15 protein-coding genes are annotated in these 21,637 nt (G+C 46.6%); 9 read left to right on the plus strand and 6 right to left on the minus strand.

All coding sequences use genetic code 11. From position 1 onward, the window contains the following. Positions 1-29 precede the first annotated feature (29 nt). The 3 genes from yccS (at position 30) to H3V01_RS00365 (ending at position 4,955) form a co-directional block, all read left to right on the plus strand. Entirely contained in the window at positions 30-2,186 is a 2,157-nt protein-coding gene (gene yccS / locus H3V01_RS00355; protein ID WP_110413893.1) for a YccS family putative transporter, read from the plus strand. Positions 2,187-2,377: 191 nt separating this feature from the next. Next, positions 2,378-3,943: a glycine betaine/L-proline transporter ProP gene (gene proP, locus H3V01_RS00360; RefSeq protein WP_084550064.1), complete on the plus strand. Its 1,566-nt coding sequence runs from the start codon at positions 2,378-2,380 to the stop codon at positions 3,941-3,943. Positions 3,944-4,046: 103 nt separating this feature from the next. Further along, complete coding sequence (locus H3V01_RS00365) at positions 4,047-4,955, plus strand: hypothetical protein (protein ID WP_198185612.1); 909 nt, start codon at positions 4,047-4,049, stop codon at positions 4,953-4,955. Positions 4,956-5,121: 166 nt separating this feature from the next. Here H3V01_RS00365 and H3V01_RS00370 read toward each other — a convergent pair whose 3' ends face one another. The 4 genes from H3V01_RS00370 to tsaD are packed head-to-tail and all read right to left on the minus strand — an operon-like array spanning position 5,122 to position 9,047. After that, complete coding sequence (locus H3V01_RS00370) at positions 5,122-5,550, minus strand: DUF4124 domain-containing protein (RefSeq protein WP_078474794.1); 429 nt, start codon at positions 5,548-5,550, stop codon at positions 5,122-5,124. Between the two features lie 20 nt (positions 5,551-5,570). Beyond that, a complete protein-coding gene (locus H3V01_RS00375; protein WP_025330034.1) occupies positions 5,571-6,056 on the minus strand; it encodes a hypothetical protein in 486 nt (161 codons plus the stop codon). Positions 6,057-6,080: 24 nt separating this feature from the next. After that, positions 6,081-7,985 carry an ATP-binding cassette domain-containing protein gene (locus tag H3V01_RS00380; protein WP_084585868.1) on the minus strand — a complete coding sequence of 635 codons (1,905 nt, stop codon included), beginning with the start codon at positions 7,983-7,985 and terminating at the stop codon, positions 6,081-6,083. A gap of 39 nt (positions 7,986-8,024) precedes the next feature. Beyond that, on the minus strand, positions 8,025-9,047 hold the full coding sequence (tsaD, locus tag H3V01_RS00385) for a tRNA (adenosine(37)-N6)-threonylcarbamoyltransferase complex transferase subunit TsaD (RefSeq protein WP_198185613.1): 1,023 nt from the start codon (positions 9,045-9,047) through the stop codon (positions 8,025-8,027). Positions 9,048-9,248: 201 nt separating this feature from the next. Between tsaD and queC the strand changes: the two genes are divergently transcribed. The 6 genes from queC (at position 9,249) to H3V01_RS00415 (ending at position 18,273) form a co-directional block, all read left to right on the plus strand. Next, on the plus strand, positions 9,249-9,911 hold the full coding sequence (gene queC, locus H3V01_RS00390; protein WP_198185614.1) for a 7-cyano-7-deazaguanine synthase QueC: 663 nt from the start codon (positions 9,249-9,251) through the stop codon (positions 9,909-9,911). A 110-nt stretch (positions 9,912-10,021) separates the two neighbouring features. Beyond that, a complete protein-coding gene (locus tag H3V01_RS00395; RefSeq protein WP_025330038.1) occupies positions 10,022-10,294 on the plus strand; it encodes an HP0495 family protein in 273 nt (90 codons plus the stop codon). Beyond that, positions 10,291-10,935, plus strand: a complete 645-nt coding sequence (gene lipB, locus H3V01_RS00400; RefSeq protein ID WP_037475333.1) for a lipoyl(octanoyl) transferase LipB — start codon at positions 10,291-10,293, stop codon at positions 10,933-10,935. Before H3V01_RS00395 ends, lipB begins: the two co-directional genes overlap by 4 nt. Then, positions 10,932-11,888 (plus strand): lipoyl synthase, encoded by a 957-nt coding sequence (lipA, locus tag H3V01_RS00405; RefSeq protein ID WP_025330040.1) that lies wholly within the window; start codon positions 10,932-10,934, stop codon positions 11,886-11,888. Before lipB ends, lipA begins: the two co-directional genes overlap by 4 nt. Positions 11,889-12,347: 459 nt before the next feature. Further along, the gene (gltB, locus tag H3V01_RS00410) at positions 12,348-16,814 is read left to right on the plus strand and encodes a glutamate synthase large subunit (RefSeq protein WP_198185615.1); all 4,467 of its coding nucleotides are present in this window, start codon (positions 12,348-12,350) and stop codon (positions 16,812-16,814) included. A 49-nt stretch (positions 16,815-16,863) separates the two neighbouring features. Continuing rightward, positions 16,864-18,273, plus strand: a complete 1,410-nt coding sequence (locus H3V01_RS00415) for an FAD-dependent oxidoreductase (RefSeq protein ID WP_025330042.1) — start codon at positions 16,864-16,866, stop codon at positions 18,271-18,273. Positions 18,274-18,350: 77 nt separating this feature from the next. Here H3V01_RS00415 and H3V01_RS00420 read toward each other — a convergent pair whose 3' ends face one another. After that, the gene (locus H3V01_RS00420; RefSeq protein ID WP_198185616.1) at positions 18,351-19,979 is read right to left on the minus strand and encodes an FAD-dependent oxidoreductase; all 1,629 of its coding nucleotides are present in this window, start codon (positions 19,977-19,979) and stop codon (positions 18,351-18,353) included. Between the two features lie 13 nt (positions 19,980-19,992). Beyond that, positions 19,993-21,501: a polyamine aminopropyltransferase gene (locus tag H3V01_RS00425; RefSeq protein WP_370570110.1), complete on the minus strand. Its 1,509-nt coding sequence runs from the start codon at positions 21,499-21,501 to the stop codon at positions 19,993-19,995. Positions 21,502-21,637: the final 136 nt, after the last annotated feature.

Raw genomic sequence — 21,637 nt, forward strand, 5'->3', positions numbered from 1 at the left:
TGTGTTTTCTGGTCATTAGAGGCGATTAGATGCGAACAATTCCGGTACGTGCAGGTTATCTGGCCAATTTACCGATGCTGCTCAGTATGATGCTGGCGGCACTGTGGGTATGGTATACGGGCAATACGGCAGAAAGTACGGCACTGTTTCTGGGAATTATTGCCGGCGGGCTGGTGGATCTGGATGATGGATTTACCGGCCGTTTACGCAATCTGTTTTTTACGCTGATACATTTTTCTCTGGCTGCTACTGCGGTGCAGTGGACATTCGGGCATCCGCTGGCGTTTTCGCTGCTGATGGTGTGGGCGGCATTCAGTATGACGATGATGGGTGCTATTGATGTGCGATACCGCACGATTGCTTTTGGTACGCTGCTGGTGATGCTGTATACGGTGCTGACTTATTCGCCGCTTTTACCCTGGTATACCAATCCGATTATGCTGGTTTGCGGTACCAGTTTGTTCAGTCTGTGTACGCTGGTGCTGCATCTGCTGTTTCCCAACCGGCCGGTGCAGGACAATCTGGCCGGCTCTTTTGCCAGACTGGCCGATTATATGCTGGTAAAAGCTCAGTTTTTTGACCCGGATGAGGTGGATTTGCTTGCAGAAAGGGAACTTGAGCTGGCAATGAAAAATACGGCGGTGATTAATGGTTTTAATCAGTGCCGTACTGCTTTGTTTTACCGTCTGCGCCGGCAGCACCGGCAGCGTAGTATTGGCATGCTGCTGCAATATTATCTGACTGCACAGAATATCCATGAACGTATCAGTTCGCGCCATGTTGATTATGCGGCACTGGCGCATAAGCTGGCACATTCTGATTTAATTTACCGTATTCAGCGCTTGATTGTGTTGCAGGCTCAGGCTTGCCGGCAGATGGGTGAATGCCTGCAGGAAGATAAGCCGTATGCATTTAATCTGATGCTTCAGCGTGCCGGTGAAGGTGTACAGCAGGCTGTGGCACGTTATTGTGCAGAACATGGCAGTGATGAGGATTTACCGGGTTTACAGCAGTTAACGGCTAATATTCTGGCGATTAATGAACAGCTGTTGTGGCTGGAACAGGTAAAGAATAACAGTAAAGAACAAAACATCGGTGATTTGCAGATTGCCGGGCTGGATGTTGACCGGATACGCGATATTCTGCCGGCATTAAAAGCACATTTTACTTTTCAGTCGAATGTGTTGCGCCATGCTGTGCGTCTGGCCATTCTGACTGCTGTTACCTGTGTGGTGGTTGAAAGTTTTCATCTGAAAATGGGTTACTGGATTTTGCTGACCGGGGTTATTGTCTGTCAGCCGAATTATTCGGCAACAACAGCCAGGCTGAAACAAAGAATTGTGGGTACGCTGCTTGGGGTAGTAGTGGGTTCGGCATTGCCCTATTTTGTGCCTGCGCTGTCTGGCAGGCTGATAATTGTGGTGGTTAGTACGGTGCTGTTTTTTGCATTCAGGGTTCGCCGCTACAGTTTCTCCACGTTTTTTATTACGGTTCAGGTGCTGGTGGGTTTTGCGATTATCGGTATGGATACGCAGTCAGCCATGCTGTCACGCTTTACGGATACGATTCTTGGCTCTGTGCTGGCATGGTGTGCGGTATCGTATTTGTGGCCGGACTGGCGTTATCTGACGCTGGGGCGGATTGCCGGGCGCGCCTTAAGTAGTGACGGTGTCTATCTGCGACAGGTAGCGCAGCAGTTGCAGAACGGGCTAAGCGACGATGTTGTTTATCGCGCGGCGCGACGCAATGCACACGAGCTGGCGGTTACGCTGAGTAATACTGTAGCTGATATGTCGATGGAACCAAAACGTTACGGGCAACATCTGGCTGAGGGTAAAACCTTGCTGCAACTGAATTATGTATTGTTAAGCTGTATTTCTGCACTGGGTGCGATTCGTGCTCAGGTGGATCGCCTGCGTCCACAGCTGACGCCGGAACAGGTGCAATACTGGATGACGATTGCCGGCAGTCTGGCAGAATTGATGGAGCAGAAACCCGATTCCGCACTTTTTCAAACTAAGTGGGAGGCATTGGCAGAGCTGTTAAAAGTGAGCAGGCCGCTGCCGGATGATGATGTGGTTGAAAAGGTATTATGGCGGCAATTGCATCAGATTCATGTACAGCTGCCACTGTACAGGCAGGCTTTGCGGGCTGATGCCGGAGCAGGCAGGATAGCGGCTCAGTAATGCGGCAAACAGGCTGTGAAAGTGAATTAATAAACTATGAAAAATCGGGGTGGAATGAAATAATTGTAGCACAAGCGCTCTTTTATCGATTATGCTGTAGATAGTTTTCTTTAAAATTCAATTACAAAGCGTTTTTCAGACGCATGTTATAATTGAAATATCATTTAAATATTAATAATGAGAGGATTATCATGACAGCTGTTAATAAACAAAATGAGGCTTCTTCTCATGTTCCACCACTGATTCCTACTCAGAACGGAACGCTGGAATTACACGATATCACTATTGTTGACCAGAATAAGCTTAAAAAGGCCATTTCTGCCGCTGCACTGGGTAATGCCATGGAGTGGTTTGATTTTGGGGTATATGGTTTTGTGGCTTATGCGCTGGGACAGGTATTTTTTCCGTCTGCTTCGCCCAGTGTGCAGATAATCGCCGCACTGGGTACTTTCTCCGTACCATTTCTGGTGCGCCCGCTTGGTGGTGTATTTTTCGGGATTCTTGGCGATCGCTTCGGCCGGCAGAAAGTATTGTCGACTACCATTATTATTATGGCACTCAGTACTTTTTGTATTGGTCTGATTCCATCGTATAACAGTATTGGTATGTGGGCACCTGTGCTATTGCTGTTGTGTAAGCTGGCTCAAGGGTTTTCTGTGGGCGGTGAATATACGGGAGCGGCTATTTTTGTCGCAGAATATTCTCCCGACCGGCAGCGCGGGTTTCTGGGCAGTTTTCTGGATTTTGGTTCAATCTGCGGGTTTGTGCTTGGGGCAGGGCTGGTGGTATTGCTGGAAAATATTATGGGTTCGGCACATTTTCTCTCATGGGGCTGGCGCATTCCGTTTTTTCTGGCTGCTCCTTTAGGTCTGCTGGGCTTGTATTTGCGCCATGCTGCGGAGGAAACTCCGGCTTTTCAGCAACATCTGGATATGATGGAAAAGGCTGAGCAGGAAGACGTTGGTAACCGGCCTCAGGTTTCGTTTAAGAAAATTGTGCAGCGTTTCTGGCCGACATTGCTGGTGAGTGTCGGGCTGGTGTTAACCACAAATATCACTTACTACATGCTGCTGACTTATATGCCTAGCTATCTGTCGCATAATCTGCATTATGGTGAAGATCGCGGTGTGCTGATTATTATTGCGATTATGATTGGTATGATGTTTATGCAGCCGATTATTGGTTTTGTCAGCGATAAAATCGGACGTAAGCCATTTGTGATTGGCGGCTCAATTGCATTGCTGATTCTGGCTATTCCGTGTTTTCAGCTGATTACCAGTGGCAAAGTAGGGCTGATTTTTCTCGGGCTGTTTATTCTGGCGCTGATTCTGAATTCTTTTACCGGTGTTATGGCCTCTACGCTGCCGGCACTGTTTCCTACCCGTATCCGTTACAGTGCTCTGGCCAGTGCGTTTAATATTGCGATTATTATTGCCGGTTTAACGCCGACTATTGCCGCTGCGCTGGTGGATGCTACTAATGATTTGTTTATTCCGGCTTATTATCTGATGCTGGTGGGAATTATCGGTATTGTTACCGGTATCTGCCTGAAAGAAACGGCCAACCGCCCGCTGCGCGGTGTGTCTCCTTCAGCTTCGAATAAGCAGGAAGCGCGAGAGCTGCTGGTGCAGACTTATCAGCATATTGAGCAAAGTGTGGATGATATTGATGCAGAAATTGCCCGCTTACAGGAGCAGATAGGCGAACTGGAAAAGCGTAAGCAGCAATATATTGATTTACATCCGAAGCTGGAGTGAATAATTAATTTAAATTGAATATAATTAAACCACTATGTTAACATTTGTTCGTTAATATAGTGGTTTTTTAATTTTAATCTTTAATTGTAAGGGGAAATAAAATATGAATTATTTAGAATCTATGTTAAAGATTATTAAAGAAATAGTTGGATTATTTGGAATTTTAGGTAATGTGATTGGTGTTTCTATTTTAATATTTTATTGCTCTACAATACATTTCTTTCCAGCTGGTTTATCTGTAGGTGACTTATTATTGTGTTTATGTATAGCTACAATATTTGGTTTATTGAGTATTGTTTTTATTCTTGTATTAAGTTTTGCTAATAAGATTTTTCTGATATGGTTTGAAGACAAAATAAATAAAAAAATTTTTATTAGAAATGAATTAAAACCAGTTTATTTATCTAAAGATAAATGGTTTTTTATTATTTGCAGTTTATTAGCAAATATTTTAATTCTATTAGCTGTTTACTTTAAAGGAGTAAATTCAGACAGTGTAAAGCAAGCTGTAATACTTTTTGTAACTATATATCTATCTGTTGGTGGTATGGCTTACTTAGAAATTTCAATTCTTAAATGGAAGGAGCTAAATTTAAAAAATAATGATGAATTTAGTGAGGAAAATGAGAAAAGGTTATACTTTACTGTAGGAAATATAAAAATTCCATCAAAATTAATTTCCATAATTTTAATAATTCTGTTACCAATGATTACTGTATCAGGCAGTCTGACTAGTCTAACTGAAATTACGCTTTCTTTAATGGGTATTAGGCAATCTAATGTTGTGATATATATAGATAAAAATTATCAGAAAGTATTTTTGGACTCTGAAAACAAAATAACTTATGATAATAATAAATGTTCTTCTTTATGTAAATTAGAACACGTGAATATCTTGATGACCAATATTGGTTCGAACACTAAATTTGAGATTCCTGATAAATCAACCGATACCAAAATAGTGTTTGAAATGCCTACAGAGGCGATCAAAATTAAAAAATTAAATCTGTAAATAAATCATAATCAATATAATGAATAATACAATTCACCACATCTAATCATTTAGATGTAAAAATACTTAACTAAACTGTTACTATTGCATTGATTATTCTATAAATTTTTAGCTGCTTACTGGCTGACGGAATTGTTTTATGCCAGTAAGCAAGTTAAGCTAAATTTTATTTGCCATTCAGAGCTTTATCCAAATCCTGCTGCCGGGATTTTACGGCATCTTCCAGACCTTTTATGCGTTCCTGATAGCGCACGTAGTTGCGTTCATTTCCCATACGAATTTTTTTACCGTCTTCCAGTGCTTTTTTGGCATCGGCAAGGTTTTTACGGGCAGCAGAAATTGCGGCCTGATCAGGCTGGTTGCGGGCGGCTGAATCTGCATCTTTGGAATTGGTATCAGGAGTAGCTACCGCAGGTTTGTAGGCAGAAGTGGTTGAGAAATTCCCGCCCAGATTACTGACAGAATGGCAGTTTTTACCTTTCGGAACTTCGCTGTAACTGTGATTCCCCCGGCTGTCGGTGCATTCATATATCTGTGCCAGTGCAGAAGTGCTTATCAGTGTACACAATGTGGCAAGTATCAGGGATTTTCTCATGATTTATCCTTTATCTGGGTTTACATACGACCAAGTTCCCGCTGTATGGCCTGAATGTTCTGCTGCCGGTCAAGTACTGCGCTTTGCAGTTCGGTAATATTACCGCCTTTTCCGGTACGGCTGCGGTTCAGTGCCTGCTGTGCCTGAGCAAGAGCATTACGTTCATTGGTCAGCTCCTGCTGCAAAATGGCACGACGGGTATTGTCGCTGCCTTTAGGAACGATATTAACTGTGGGTTGCAGGCCGCTATAGGCTGTTGCTACCTTGGTTGCAGGCCGCGGGCGGCTGCGTATTGTGGCCGAAGCACTACTGTTGCGGTAGCTGGGGCGGCTGTCGCTGTAGCTACCGATAGCCGGTAAGTTGGCTACGGCACAATTTCCCTTTAGTTTTGAGGTATAGACAACTTCGCCGTTTTCAAGACAGGTATACACTTTTGCAACGGCACTCTGTCCTATAAACAGGCCACTGGTAAATATTAGTATGGGAATGATTTTTTTGTATGTCATTATTGAGCCTTATACTGCAATAATTCAAGTAGTCTGGTTAATGTTTTCGACTTCTTGCTGCCATTCAAGCCATTTTTCTTCAGTCTGAGCTAATTTTACTTTGAGCTCGGCCAATTGGGTAAGGGTTTGTTGTAATTTTGTCTGATTTTCGTCAAGATATGCTTCTTCACTGGCAAGAAATGCTTCATGTTGTTTGCGTTGCTGCTGCCAGTTTCCCATATCCCGTTCGGCTTTTTCGATATTTTTCAATAACGGTTTAATCAGACGGGCACGCTGCTGACGTTGTTGTGCTTCAATGCGTTTCTGCTCTTTGCGATTGTGGTTATCACGCGAATCCTGCGGCTGTTCACCGTTATGCTGATCCTGAGTTAAACGCCACTGGCGGTAATTGCTGAGGTCACCATCAAAGTGTTTCAGTTCGCCATCACTGAGATAAATTAAGGCATCAGTAGTGGATTCAAGCAGACTGCGGTCGTGAGAGACTACGATCAGTGCGCCTTTAAACGTCTGTAATGCTACAGTTAATGCATGGCGCATGTCCAGATCAAGATGGTTTGTCGGTTCGTCCAGTAGCAGCAGGTTTGGTTTTTGCCAGACTATCATTGCCAGTGCCAGACGGGCTTTTTCACCGCCGGAAAAGGGGGCGATTGGTTGTAAAGCCATATCTCCGATGAAGGCAAAGCTACCGAGGAAGTTGCGGATTTCCTGTTCGCGTACGGCCGGTGATAACTGCTGGATATGCCAGACCGGACTTTGGTCTGCACGCAGTGTTTCGAGCTGATGCTGGGCGAAATAGCCGATCTTGAGTTTTTCCGCACGGATAATCTGGCCGCTTAGTGGTTTCAGGCTGCCGGAAATGGCTTTGATAAGGGTGGATTTACCGCTGCCGTTTACCCCGAGCAGACCATAACGTGCTCCGGATTCAACTGAAAGGTCGATATCGTGCAGAACGGTTTTGTCACCATAGCCAAGGCTGATGTGTTCCAGTTTCAGCAGCGGATTGGGCAGATGGTCAGGCTGCGCAAACTGAAACGAAAACTCACTGTCCAGATGTGCCGGGGCAATGCGTTCAAGCCGTGCCAGTGCTTTGATTCGGCTTTGTGCCTGTACTGCTTTGGTGGCTTTGGCTTTAAAGCGGTCGATAAAGGATTGCAGGTGCTGAATATGAGCCTGCTGTTTAAGATAGGCAGCCTGCTGCTGAGTCAGCCGCTGTGCACGTTCCTGCTGATAAAAATCATAGTTGCCGCCGTAGAGGATAAGCTGCTGTTGTGTCAGTTCAACTGTCTGAGTGGTGGTGGCATTCAGAAAATCACGGTCATGCGAAATAATTATCTGGGTGGTATCCAGACCGGCCAGATGCTGTTCCAGCCACAATACTGTTTCCAGATCCAGATGGTTGGTAGGTTCATCCAGCAGGAGTAAATCCGTACGGCACATCAGTGCCTGAGCCAGATTCAGGCGCATACGCCAGCCGCCGCTGAATGATTTTACCGGTTGCTGCTGTTCCTGCTGTGAGAAACCAAGACCGTTGAGCAGTTTGGCTGCACGTGCCGGTGCACTGTATGCGCCGATTTCATCCAGCCTTGCATGATATTCTGCCTGTTTGAAGCCGTCGTCGTCATCTTCGGCCTGTTGCAGTAGCTGTTGCAGTTGCTGCAATTCGCTGTCGCCCTGCAAAACATAGTCCAGCGCAGGTATATCCAGTGCAGGTGTTTCCTGTTTGACAGTGGCCAGTTGCCAGTGTTTGGGTAAACGGATATCACCGCTGTCATGGCTGATTTTACCTTCAATCAGAGCGAACAGGCTGGATTTGCCGGTGCCGTTTTTACCAATCAGGCCAATACGCTGACCCGGATAGATGGTCAGGCTGGCATTATTCAAAAGTTGTTTATTACCACGTTGTAAACTAAGGTTTTTAATTTCAATCATATTAATCTGTGCGGTTAACCGTGCTGAGGGTGCACGGTATTACTGAACAATCTGGCTGAGCGGCCAGCGCGGCTTTACATTAAAACCGGCAGCAGGCTGTGCCTTGCTCAGGTGCATGGCACCGGCAAAAGCAATCATGGCGCCATTATCTGTGCAGTAGGCCATTGGCGGAAAGAATGTTTGTATTCCCGGCAAGTTGCTGAGGCTCTGGCGTAACTGCCAGTTGGCGCCGACACCGCCGGCAACAACCAGCTGCTGATAACCGGTTTGTTTTAATGCCTGTCTGGCTTTGCTGGTGAGTACATCTACTACGGCGTTCTGAAATTCGCGGCAAATATCATTGCGGATTTGCTCCGGAAGCTGTTCTTTACAGCCTGTTTCTGCGCGGATTTTGTTTACTGCGGTCAATACTGCGGTTTTTAAACCGGAAAAACTCATGTTTAAGTCGTGTGAATGCAGCATGGGGCGGGGAAAATGCAGGCTGCCCGGTTGTCCCAGTCTGGCCAGTTCTGACAGTTTGGCACCGCCGGGATAAGGCAGGCCAAGCAGTTTGGCGGTTTTATCGAAAGCTTCTCCGGCAGCGTCATCGATGCTTTCACCCAGAAGGGTATAGTCGCCAATCCCTTTTACGGCCATAAACTGGGTATGGCCGCCGGAAACCAGTAAGGCGACGAAGGGAAAGGCAGGTTTGTCTTCGCTCAGTAATGGCGAGAGCATGTGTCCTTCAAGGTGATGTACCGGAATAACCGGTTTGTTCAGGGCGAATGCCAGAGCATTGGCAAAGCTTGCGCCGGCCAAAAGTGCACCGCCCAGACCCGGTCCCTGTGTGTAGGCAATAGCGTCGATATCACTGTATGTTTTATCTGCCTCTTGCAGACAGGCCTGAGTAAGCGGTGTCAGCCGGCGGATGTGATCGCGGCTGGCCAGTTCAGGCACGACACCGCCATATTCTGCATGCATGGCAATTTGTGTATGCAGTTGATGAGCCAGCAGACCGCGCGTGCTGTCGTACAGGGCGACGCCGGTTTCATCACAAGAAGATTCTATTCCCAGTACCAACATGTTTGTGTATTTGAAATATCAGCAATAAAGCCGGTTATTTTACCTGTTTTACACGCTTTCGTGACCAAACTGTCAGTATAAGAGGGCAAATGTTTTATAATTTGTAATAAATGACTGCGTGGTTCGCAAACCTCCCACGTCAGGCGGCCGGAAAGAGGGCTTTCCGGCTGGTTCTGAAATCAAAACTAAGGAATCTGGATAATGAAACAATATTCTAAGGCTCTGGTAATTTTTTCCGGCGGTCAGGATTCAACTACCTGTCTGTTGCAGGCTATTGCTGCTTACGGGCGTGAGAATGTGCAGGCGATTACGTTTCAGTATGGTCAGCGTCATGCGATTGAACTGGAAAAAGCACGCTGGATTGCACAGGATCTGGGCGTGGCACAGACAGTAATGGATTTGTCGCTGTTGCAAAGCATTACCCATAATGCGCTGATGGATAAACAGCAGACGATTGAGGCACCGGCTGAAGGGTTGCCCAATACTTTTGTCGACGGACGGAATGCGCTGTTTTTGCTGTATGCGGCCATTTTTGCTAAGGGTCAGTGTATTCATGATGTTATTGCCGGTGTCTGTGAAACAGATTTTTCCGGCTATCCTGATTGCCGTAATGTGTTTGTCCAGTCTATGAATGTAACGCTGAATCTGGCTATGGATTATGAATTCAGGCTGATAACGCCGCTGATGTATCTGGATAAGGCGCAAACATGGGCATTGGCGGATGAGCTGGGCTATCTGGATTATGTACGGAAACACACACATACCTGTTATGATGGTATAGAGGGCGGTTGTGGTAAATGCCCGAGCTGTGTGTTGCGCGAACGGGGATTACAGACCTATCTGGCACAAAAAACAGGTGTTTAGTCTGGCTGTGCAGCTGTTCTTAGCTTTGGATTAAAAAATTTTACGTGAATAAGCCTGTTTTGCATGGGATTTACATGGTACAAACGTGAGCAGACAGGAAAGGTACAGAAATGAGTGATAATCTGAAAACCAGTATTATTGAATTTCCGCTGGATTTCCCGATTAAGGTAATGGGTGCACAGCATCCGGAATTTGAGGCTAAAGTGCTGGAGGTGGTGCAGCAGCATGCACCGGATACAGCGGCAGAAAATATTAATACCCGTCCGAGCAGTAAGGGTAATTATATTAGTGCAACGGTGGTGGTTCGTGCTGAAAATCAGGAACAGCTGGATAATATTTATCGTGCTTTAAGCAGCCATCCGATGGTGAAAGTTGTACTATGAAAGTGGTGCAGCTGGGTTTACGCTCCTATCAGCCGGTTTTTGCGGCTATGCAGGAATTTACTGCACGGCGTACGGCTGATACTGAAGATGAGTTATGGGTAGTTGAACATCCGCCGGTGTTTACTCAGGGTATGGCTGGTAAGCCCGAACATATTCTGGTGCATGATGATATCGAGGTAGTGCAGATTGACCGGGGCGGACAGGTTACTTATCACGGTCCGGGGCAGCTGGTGGTATATACGCTGATTGATTTCAAGCGCCGGCATATTACTGTGCGCGAGCTGGTGAGCCGGCTGGAAAACAGTATTATTGCTACGCTGGCTGATTACGGAATTACGGCGGTGAATGATCCGAAACGTCCCGGTGTTTATGTGAACGGTCAGAAAATTGCTTCGCTTGGTCTGCGTATTAAACAAGGCGCGGTGTATCACGGGCTGGCACTGAATGTGAATATGGATCTGACTCCGTTTACACATATTAATCCGTGCGGTTATGCCGGTTTGCATATGACCCAGATAGCGGATTTTGTTAAGCCCTGTCCGGAGCTGGCTGATGTGGCTGAGCGTTTAACCGGCTACCTGACTTTAGAATTGAATGCACCGCCGCCTGAGCGGAAATCTACACAGAAAGTTGTACTATGAATCAAGATAACAGCCAAGGGGTAAAACATAAAGGTGCGGAAAAAACTGCGCGCATTCCGATTAAGGTTGTGCCGCTGGAAGAAAAACTGAAAAAGCCGGAATGGATACGGGCACGGCTGCCAAGCAGTCAGAAGTTTTTTGAAATTAAAAGCATTGTGCGTGAGCAGAAGCTGCATACGGTATGCGAAGAAGCCAGCTGTCCGAATATTGGAGAATGTTTCAGCAAGGGTACGGCAACGTTTATGATTATGGGTGATATCTGCACCCGCCGCTGTCCGTTCTGTGATGTGGGACATGGCCGTCCTAATCCGCTTGATCCGCAGGAACCAAAGCATCTGGCTGCTTCAGTGAAAGCAATGAATTTACGTTATGTGGTGATTACTTCGGTTGACCGTGATGATTTACGCGATGGCGGGGCACAGCATTTTGCTGACTGTATTACTGCCATTCGCGAGTCCAGCCCACATACACAGATTGAGGTGCTGGTACCTGATTTTCGCGGTCGTCTGGATACCGCGCTGGATATTCTGGCACAGACACCGCCGGATGTACTGAATCACAATCTGGAAACAGCTCCGCGTCTGTATAAGCAGGCTCGTCCCGGAGCTGATTATCAGCATTCACTGAAACTGCTGAAACAGTACAAGGCATTAAGGCCGGAAGTAGCGACCAAATCCGGTCTGATGGTAGGGCTTGGAGAGAGTGATGAGGAAATTCTGGAAGTTATGCAGGATTTACGTGCTCATGATGTGGAAATGATTACTATCGGCCAGTATTTGCAGCCAAGTAACAGCCATTTGCCGGTATTGCGTTATGTTACGCCGCAGCAGTTTAAGGAGTTTGAAAAGCGTGCTTACGAGATGGGCTTTAAGCATGGTGCCATTGGTGCCATGGTACGCTCCAGTTATCATGCTGATGTTCAGGCTGAACATGCGGGTGTCGTTAATGAGTAATATTTATCGGGGAGATGCTGGCATCTCCCTTTTTATTTATTACAGCCGAAAAGTATAAAAACAGGATGCGCCTGTTTTTTTATATTTAAAGCCGGAAATAATTAAATCAGATAATTTTATATTGTTGAATTAGAATAATAATTGATTATTATTCTCAATTAAAATAATTTGCCAATAGCATAATTTGTGCTTTTGGCAATTTTTTTTGGCTGTTTAGGCAGTTATTATTAATTATCTCTAAATTGGTGAAAAATAGCAGATATTGTACTCAATTCCATTTTTATACGCAGTAAAACGGATTATCGTAGTGATTTAATCTAAATTTAAATGAAATCACAGAGTTTTTTTTGCGGTACCGGAGAAAAAAGGTTTTGACGCTTATAGGTAAATTTTTGTATGTTTGTTACCTTGTCTAATTAATTTGTGCTTTGCAGTTAGTGCAGCAAATGAGGTTTCCCGATGTCCAGCTTATACGACCACTCTCTGGTAAAAGAAAACTGCGGTTTTGGATTGATTGCCAATATTGAAGGCGAAGCCAGCCACAAGGTGGTGCGTACCGCAATTCTTGGGCTGTCACGCATGCAGCATCGCGGTGCGATTTTATCGGATGGCAAAACAGGTGATGGTTGTGGCCTGTTACTGCAAATGCCGAAAAAATTCTTTCAGGCTGTTGCCGAAGAAGAAGGAATTACGCTGGCCAAAAACTTTGCCGTAGGGATGATTTTCTTTCCCCGTGATGAGGCTTTGCTAGAAGAATATAAAGCAATAATTGAGGAAGAACTGACGCGTGAAACGCTGAATATTTCATTCTGGCGGCCTGTTCCCACCAATCCGAAAATGCTTGGTTCCATTGCTCTGGCGGATATGCCTTATATTCAGCAGGTGTTTGTTAATGCGCCTGCCGGCTGGCTGCCGCGTGATTTGGAACGGCGGCTGTTTATGACCCGCCGGCGTGTTGAAAAACGGATTAATCATCGTGATTTTTATATTTGCAGCTTATCCAATCAGACGATGATTTATAAAGGGCTGTGTATGCCCAAGGATTTGCCGCGGTTTTATCCTGATCTGGCTGATTTGCGCATGCAAAGTGCTATTTGTCTGTTTCACCAGCGGTTTTCAACCAATACATTGCCACGCTGGCAGCTGGCACAGCCATTCCGTTATCTGGCACACAATGGTGAAATTAATACTATTTCAGGTAATCGTGCCTGGGCGCGCGCACGCTCGTATAAATACCATACTCCGCTGATTCCCGATTTGCAGACTGCTGCGCCGTTTGTCAATGAAACCGGTTCGGATTCCAGCTCTCTGGATAATATGCTGGAGCTGTTTGTGAACGGCGGTATGGATTTGTTCCGGGCTATGCGTCTGCTGGTACCGCCGGCATGGCAGCACAATCCGGATATGGATGAGGATTTGCGTGCATTTTACGATTTTAATTCCATGCATATGGAACCGTGGGACGGTCCGGCCGGTATTGTACTAAGTGACGGCCGCTATGCGGCCTGTACGCTGGACCGAAATGGTTTACGGCCGGCGCGCTATGTTATTACTCAGGATAAACTGATTACGATTGCCTCTGAAGTAGGTATCTGGGATTACGCACCGGATGAAGTACTGGAAAAAGGCCGTGTCGGACCGGGTGAGTTGCTGGTGATTGATACGCGTGAAGGCCGGCTGATGCATTCGGCGGATATCAATACTGAGCTGAAAACTCGGCATCCGTATAAAGAATGGCTGGATAGAAATGTATTATCGCTGATTCCGTTTGAAAAACTGCCGGATGAAGAGGCCGGTACCTCAAGTTTGTCAGCAGACCAGTTGCTGGTTTACCAGAAACTGTTTGGTTATGACATGGAAGAGCTGGAAAATGTGGTGCGGATACTGGGAGAAAACGGACAGGAACCGGTAGGATCAATGGGTGACGATACGCCATTTGCGGTGTTGTCACAACGGCCGAGGGTACTGTACGACTATTTCCGTCAGTATTTTGCTCAGGTAACCAATCCGCCGATTGATCCCTTGCGCGAAAAACATGTGATGAGCCTGAATACTTGTATCGGGCGCGAAATGAGTGTGTTTTTTGAGGCTGAGGGAATGTCACACCGGGTGAATTTTAAATCGCCGGTATTACTGTACTCTGATATGCAGCAGTTATTGCAGTTATCAGCTGAGCATTATCAGCATCATCATCTGGATGCTGTCTATAACCCGAATGAAACCAGTTTGCAGGAAGCGCTGGTACATTTATGCGATGAAGCTGTGGCTGCTGTCAGAAACGGTGCTGTTCTGCTGGTGATATCAGACCGCAATGTCAGCCGGAATGCTATTGCTATTCCTGCTGTTTTCAGTGTCGGTGCTATTCAGCAGCGTCTGGTCGAAACCAATTTGCGCTGTGATGCCAATATTATTGTTGAAACTGCCTCGGCACGTAATCCGCACCATTTTGCGGTACTGATTGGTCTGGGTGCCACGGCAGTGTATCCGTATCTGGCGTATGAAAGTCTGGCCAGAATGGTTAGCATTGGTGCAATTACCAAACCATTACGGCAGGTAATGCTGAATTTCCGCAATGGTATTAATAAGGGGCTGTATAAAATCATCTCCAAAATGGGTATTTCAACGATTTCTTCCTATCGTTGTGCCTGTTTGTTTGAAGCAGTGGGCTTTCATCATGAAGTGATGCAGTTATGCTTTAAGAATATGATTAACCGGATTGAAGGTGCAACATTTGCCCAGCTGGATGATGAGCTCAGATGGCTTCACAAGCGGGCATGGCAGAAAAGCCGCGGACTGGAAATCGGCGGTTATCTGAAATACAAGCCGCAGGGTGAATATCATGCCTATAATCCTGAGGTGGTGAATACATTGCAGGCGGCCATAAATACCGGAGACTATAGCCGTTACCGTCGCTATGCAGATGCAGTTAACCACCGTCCGCCTGCTATGCTGCGAGATTTGCTGCGTCTGAAAACTGATAATGCAACGCCGGTTAAGCTGGAACAGGTAGAAGCAGCAGAAAATCTGTATAAGCGCTTTGACAGTGCAGCAATGTCTATTGGCGCACTGAGTCCGGAAGCGCATGAAGCGCTGGCTACTGCGATGAACCGTCTGGGTGGTTTCTCCAATTCAGGAGAGGGTGGCGAAGATCCGAACCGCTACGGCACTGAACGGGTATCACGGATTAAACAGGTGGCTTCCGGCCGTTTTGGTGTAACACCGGCTTATCTGATGAGTGCAGATGTTATTCAGATTAAAGTGGCACAGGGTGCCAAGCCGGGTGAAGGTGGTCAGTTACCCGGCGATAAGGTGACTCCGTACATTGCTCAACTGCGCTTTGCCGTGCCCGGGTCTACGCTGATTTCGCCGCCACCGCATCATGATATTTATTCAATTGAAGATTTGGCACAGCTGATTTTTGACTTGAAGCAGATTAATCCGCGTGCGCTGATTTCAGTTAAGCTGGTGTCTTTACCGGGTGTGGGGACGATTGCTACCGGTGTGGCTAAGGCATATGCGGATCTGATTACTATTTCCGGCTATGACGGCGGTACCGGTGCCAGTCCGATAACCAGTGTGAAATATGCCGGCAGCCCGTGGGAACTGGGTCTGGCTGAAACTCAGCAGGCTCTGGTAGAAAATAATCTGCGCCATAAAGTGCGCTTACAGGTTGACGGTGGTCTGAAAACCGGGCTGGATATTGTGAAGGCAGCTATTCTGGGGGCTGAAAGTTTTGGTTTTGGTACCGGACCGATGATTGCACTGGGCTGCCGCTATCTGCGCATTTGCCATCTGAATAACTGCGCTACCGGTGTAGCGACACAGGATGATACTCTGCGCCATGAACATTTCCACGGTCTGCCTGAAAAAGCAATGAATTATTTCAAATTCATCGCACAGGATGTACGCGAAATTATGGCGCAGCTCGGTGTAACTCAGTTAACTGATTTAATCGGCCGTACTGAGTTACTGGAAATTGTTTCCGGAATTACGCCTAAACAAGGTACGCTGGATTTGAGCAAGCTGCTGTATTCCCCGAAAGTACCGGATGGCAGCTCACGCTACTGTACCCAGACCAATCCTCCGTTTGATCCGGGACGCCTTAACCGTACCATCATGCAGGATATTGGTGATGCGATACAAAGCGGTGAGGATGTTGAATTAAATTATGATATTAATAATACCGACCGTTCAGTAGGTGCCTCATTATCCGGCCGGATTGCAGAGACTTACGGTAATCGTGGTCACGTGCCCCAGCGTTTTGATATCTATCTGACCGGAACAGCCGGACAAAGTTTTGGCGTATGGCTGGCCGGAACAGTAAATTTATATCTCACCGGGGATGCCAACGATTATGTGGGTAAAGGTATGGCCGGCGGCAAAATTGTGATTCATCCGCACGGTGGCACAGCTTTCCGTCCTGAAGACACGACAATTATCGGCAATACCTGTCTGTATGGTGCTACCGGTGGCAAGCTTTTTGCTTCCGGTAAGGCCGGAGAACGGTTTGCCGTGCGCAATTCCGGCGCTACGGTGGTCGTAGAAGGCATTGGTGACAATGGCTGTGAATATATGACTGGTGGTGTGGTATGCGTACTCGGTAAAACCGGAATTAATTTTGGTGCCGGTATGACCGGCGGCTTTGCCTATGTACTGGATGTAGATGGCTGCTTTAAACAGCGGATTAATCCGGAGCTGGTGGAAGGGCTGGATATCAGTGAATTAACTATGCATCAGGAAAATCTGCGCGGGTTAATTGCTGAGCATGTAGAGAATACCCACAGTCCGTTAGGGGAGCGCATTCTGGCAGAATGGGATAATTATGTCAGCCGTTTTGTGCTGGTTAAACCGAAAGCCAATGATGTTGATGCGTTACTGGGACATAAGCCGCGTACAGTTACAGAACTGCGTGCAGTGACCCAGTAAACCCGCCGGATAATGCAGAAATAATTAGAAATATTGCAAGGAACACCAGATGAGTCAACGCGAAAATGTTTATCAGTTTATTGATGTGCCGCGTGTCGATCCCCCGAAAGAACCGCTGACTGTACGTCGGCATGAGTTCGCGGAAATTTATCAGCCGTTTACTACTGCACAGGCTATTGCGCAGGCAGACCGCTGTCTGGCCTGTGGTAATCCGTACTGTCAGAATAAATGCCCTTTACACAATAATATTCCCAACTGGTTGCGACTGGCCAATGAAGGAAGAATTATCGAAGCAGTTGAACTGGCACACTCTACCAACAGTCTGCCGGAAGTCTGCGGACGGGTTTGCCCGCAAGACCGCTTGTGTGAAGGTGATTGCACGCTGAATGCTGAATTCGGAGCGGTTACGATTGGAGCCATTGAAAAATACATTACTGAACAGGCTTTTGCACAGGGATGGCATCCTGATATCAGTAAGGTGGAAAAAGTAGGCAAAAAAGTGGCGGTAGTCGGTGCCGGTCCGGCCGGGCTGGGCTGTGCCGATGTACTGATTCGTAATGGTGTGGATGTTACAGTTTACGAACGGGCGACAGAAATCGGCGGTTTACTGACTTTCGGTATTCCGGCTTTTAAACTGGAAAAAGAAGTGATGATGCGCCGCCGTCATGTACTGACTGATATGGGTATTGAGTTCAGACTGGGGGTAACAGTAGGTGAAGATGTTACCTTGCAGGAACTGGAGCAGCAGTATGATGCGGTATTTCTGGGTGTAGGTACTTATCAGGGGCTGCGTGCAGGTATTGAAAATGAAGATGCCGCTGGTGTTTATCTGGCATTACCTTATTTAATCGGCAATACCGAACATTTGCTGAATATTCCCAGTAAAGATTATGTTTCTATGGCCGATAAACGCGTAGTGGTTCTTGGCGGTGGTGATACTGCCATGGATTGTGTGCGTACAGCTTTACGTCAGCAGGCAAAAGAGGTTATCTGTGCCTATCGCCGCGATGCGGCCAATATGCCCGGATCAAAAAAAGAATTCAATAATGCGCGTGAAGAAGGTGTTCAGTTCAAATTCAATGTGCAGCCACAGGCAGTAGTGACTGATGCTGATGGTACAGTAAGCGGTATTCAGGTAGTAAAAACCATAATGGGCGCGCCGGATGAACGCGGGCGCCGGCGTGCTGAAATTGTTGCCGGCAGTGAAGAAGTGATTGCCTGCGATGCGGTGATTGTGGCGTTTGGTTTTGCTCCGCACAGTATGCCCTGGTTAAACAGTGTTGGTGTTACTGTGGATGAACGCGGCCGGATTCAGACCTGTGGTGAATATAAACAGCAGACAGCCAACCCCAGAATTTTTGCCGGTGGTGATATTACCCGTGGTTCTGATCTGGTGGTTACTGCTATTGCCGAGGGTCGTGATGCGGCACAAAGTATTATGGATTATCTTGAAGTTTAGAAACTTTGTTATCTGAATCAAACAGCTTGCTGCCATATTTCTGGCAGCAGGCTGTTTGTTTGTTCTGATACCGCATATTAGTGTTGTGCCAGTATCTGAACTGCCGCACGTTTACCCCAGTAGCAGGCTTCTTCAAAAATCGAATAACCGGATAAATCACTGTGTGCAAACTGTAAGCGACCGGTATAAGTACGCAGTGACTGTAAACCCTGATTGGACAGATAGCCCGGTTGCGGTACAGCCATGGCATGGCCACGTAAACTTAAACGCGCCTGCAACATACGCCGGCGTAGTTTAACTCCATAGATTTGCTCGAGTTCTGCGGCCGCACACTGATAAATTTCATCGGTTGATGCAGACAGCATCCAGCGGCGCACATTAGCAGGGGTATCATGATTCAGTGCAGTATAGGCGGTAAATGAGGTATAGGCTGGTGGCCCCTGCCGGATTTGCTGGTGGGTTGCCACCACATAACCCAGTCCTTTTCCCTGATAGAGGATATTATCCCAGGCGAGTTTGCTGCCCTTGCGTTCTGCCGGAAAACCACGCAGCAGAAAGTTCGCCACAATCCATGGTGCATATTGCGGCATATGGATATCCGGTTTGAATCCGTACTGCTGAATATCTTTAACCACATGGGCTGCAATATAAAGTGGCATGGCACATACAGCATGCTGTGCCTCAAGCCAATAATATTGTTGCTGCTCTGTACAGATAAGCAGGCGAACACCCTGATTATGCTCCTCAATTGAAACAACAAAGGCATTGATACTATATGGCTGAGTGCGTGGCAAACTAATATCCGCCAGACTGGTTGCCGGATGCAGGCGGCAGAATGTGCGTATCCGTTGCGACAGTTCATTCAAACCATCAGGCCATGTCATTATTGTGCCATGCTCATTTTGCTGATTACCGCGCGCACAAAAATAGTGCAAACCTGCCCAGGCACTGATTTGTCTGATACCTTGTCCGTAATCATCACGGCAGCAATAGTCCAGATACCACAAAAATGTCGGCGAACGATAGTTTTGCTGCTCAAGCCAGTCAGCAAATGTTATTTTTTCCAGACGGCGCCATTGACTATCCATGCTGGCTAAATCAAGCGGAATAGTGAATAAACGCTTACCATCCGTACCACGCTGATTACTGAGCATGTGTATAAACTGAAAAAAGCGTTTACTGTCGGCATCTGTATGCGGCAGTAAATCGTTCTGCCATTGTTGCTGATAAAACAGACGCTCATTAGGTACTTGAAGCAAAGCCCGCTCATCATAAACACCATGCTGACAAAGCTGTAAATCATTAAGTAGTTCGCGAATATGTTCTGATTCAGGCGAAGGCAGGGGCAGATAATGGGCTCCGGTCGGATAGTTTACGCCAAACTGCTGTTCGCCGCGGTTATTGCCATTGCGTTCAGCCCCGTCAAGTAAAATATAATCCTGCATGCCTTGTCTGGATAATTGCCACGCCGCAGCCAGAGCTGCCGCCCCGCTGCCGACAATCACAGTATTCACGCTGAATCTGGGTATCTCTGCAGGGACATTTATACGGGCATCACGAATAGCATGGCCGGTTGCCTTACCGGGAAAATCTATACTGACTGGCGGTTGCCCGGGTCTGAAATAGCGCCATGCCTCATAGCCGGTTAAACCTACCATACTGGCACCGAGTACATGGCTGAGAAAACGGCGACGACTGATTTTCATTTCTGCTATTCCTTTAGCGCATGACAGCGCGCCAGTCAGCCTCAAAATACTCTACCAGCTTTTGTGTATTCAGATGATTGGGTTCAACAGAGCGGCGTTGCATATCTTTCGGAAAAATAAACATTTCTCTTGTACTATCGGCATCCAGATAGCGTGTTGGTACCTGATAATGATCAGGAATCAGAAATTCACCGCTCTGATTTGCCATTACATAACCCCATTCACCGAATGACGGAACATAAACATGGTAAGGCAGAGTCTTTAAGCCGGCCGTTTCCAGCGTGTTTACAATACACCAGAACGCATTCGGGGCAAAATAAGGTGAAGTGGACTGCACTACGATATTGCCCTGAGGATTTAAATGCTGTGCAACCATCCGGTACATCGGAACCGAATACAGCTTGCCCAGAGAAAAATTAGACGGGTCGGGAAAATCGATAATGATTGCATCAAATTTCTGCTGATTGTGTTCCAGCCACTGTGCTGCATCCGCATTGATAATATGCATTTTCGGATTATTCAGTGAATTCTGGTTAAGCTGGCGCAGATGAGTTGAGTTCCGAAATACTTTAGTCATGCTGGCATCCAGATCGACCAGAGTAACCTGCTTAACCTGAGGGTATTTCAGTACTTCACGAGCAGCCAGTCCGTCACCGCCGCCCAGTATCAGAACGCTGGTAGTCTGAGGATTCTGTTCCATTACCGGCAAGACCAGTGCTTCATGATAACGGGCTTCATCTATTGAAGAAAATTGTAAATTGCCGTTGATAAATAAACGGGTATCATTATGCCATTTTGTAATGACCAGACGCTGATAAGGAGAGGCTGTGCTGTATACGACCGGATCGCCGAAATAATGCTCTTCTGCCTTATCGGTAATTTTATTGGCATAGCAGAAAAGAAGAATCAGAATAAGCAGAACCACATTACCGCGCAGATACAGGCTGCGGTAGCGGCGTAAGTTTTTTTTAAATAACCGTGCAGTTAATAATGCAACAACCGTATTCAGTATACCGAACAGCAGAGCACTTCTGGCCATACCGAGTTTGGGTGCCAGAATCAGGGGAAAGAGCAGGGAAACAGCCAGTGCACCCAGATAATCAAAAGTCAGCACCCGGCTAACAACTTCTTTAAATTCAACTTCCCGCAAATTGAGTACCCGCATGACCAGCGGCAGTTCCATTCCGGTAACAATACCAATGGTCAGCACCATTCCGTACAGTATCGAACGAAAAGGTGTCTCAGAGAAACCAAACAGAACAAACAGCAGCAGCGCAGAAATACCGCCAACGATACCCACCAGAATTTCGATATCAATAAAACGGCTTAATGCATCTTTGTCCCTGATATAGCGTGTCATATGTGCACCGATACCCATCGCAAACATGTACACGCCGATAATTGAAGAAAACTGAAGTATCGAATCACCAAGCAGATAACTGGCCAGAGCAGCAATAATCAGTTCATATGCCAGACCGCAGCTGGCTACCACAAATACCGATACAATTAAAGCAGGATTCACCATTTATCCTTTTATTCATTTTGTCTGCTTCAGGCACAGGCTGCTGTGAGGCATCCTGTCTGACTAAACTGTATATACTGATAAGGCAGCAGTTATATTCAGATGTTAAATTTCTGCATAATAAAGTAAATTCAAC

The organism is Snodgrassella sp. M0351 (assembly GCF_016100575.1).
Taxonomy (GTDB): Bacteria; Pseudomonadota; Gammaproteobacteria; order Burkholderiales; family Neisseriaceae; genus Snodgrassella; species Snodgrassella alvi.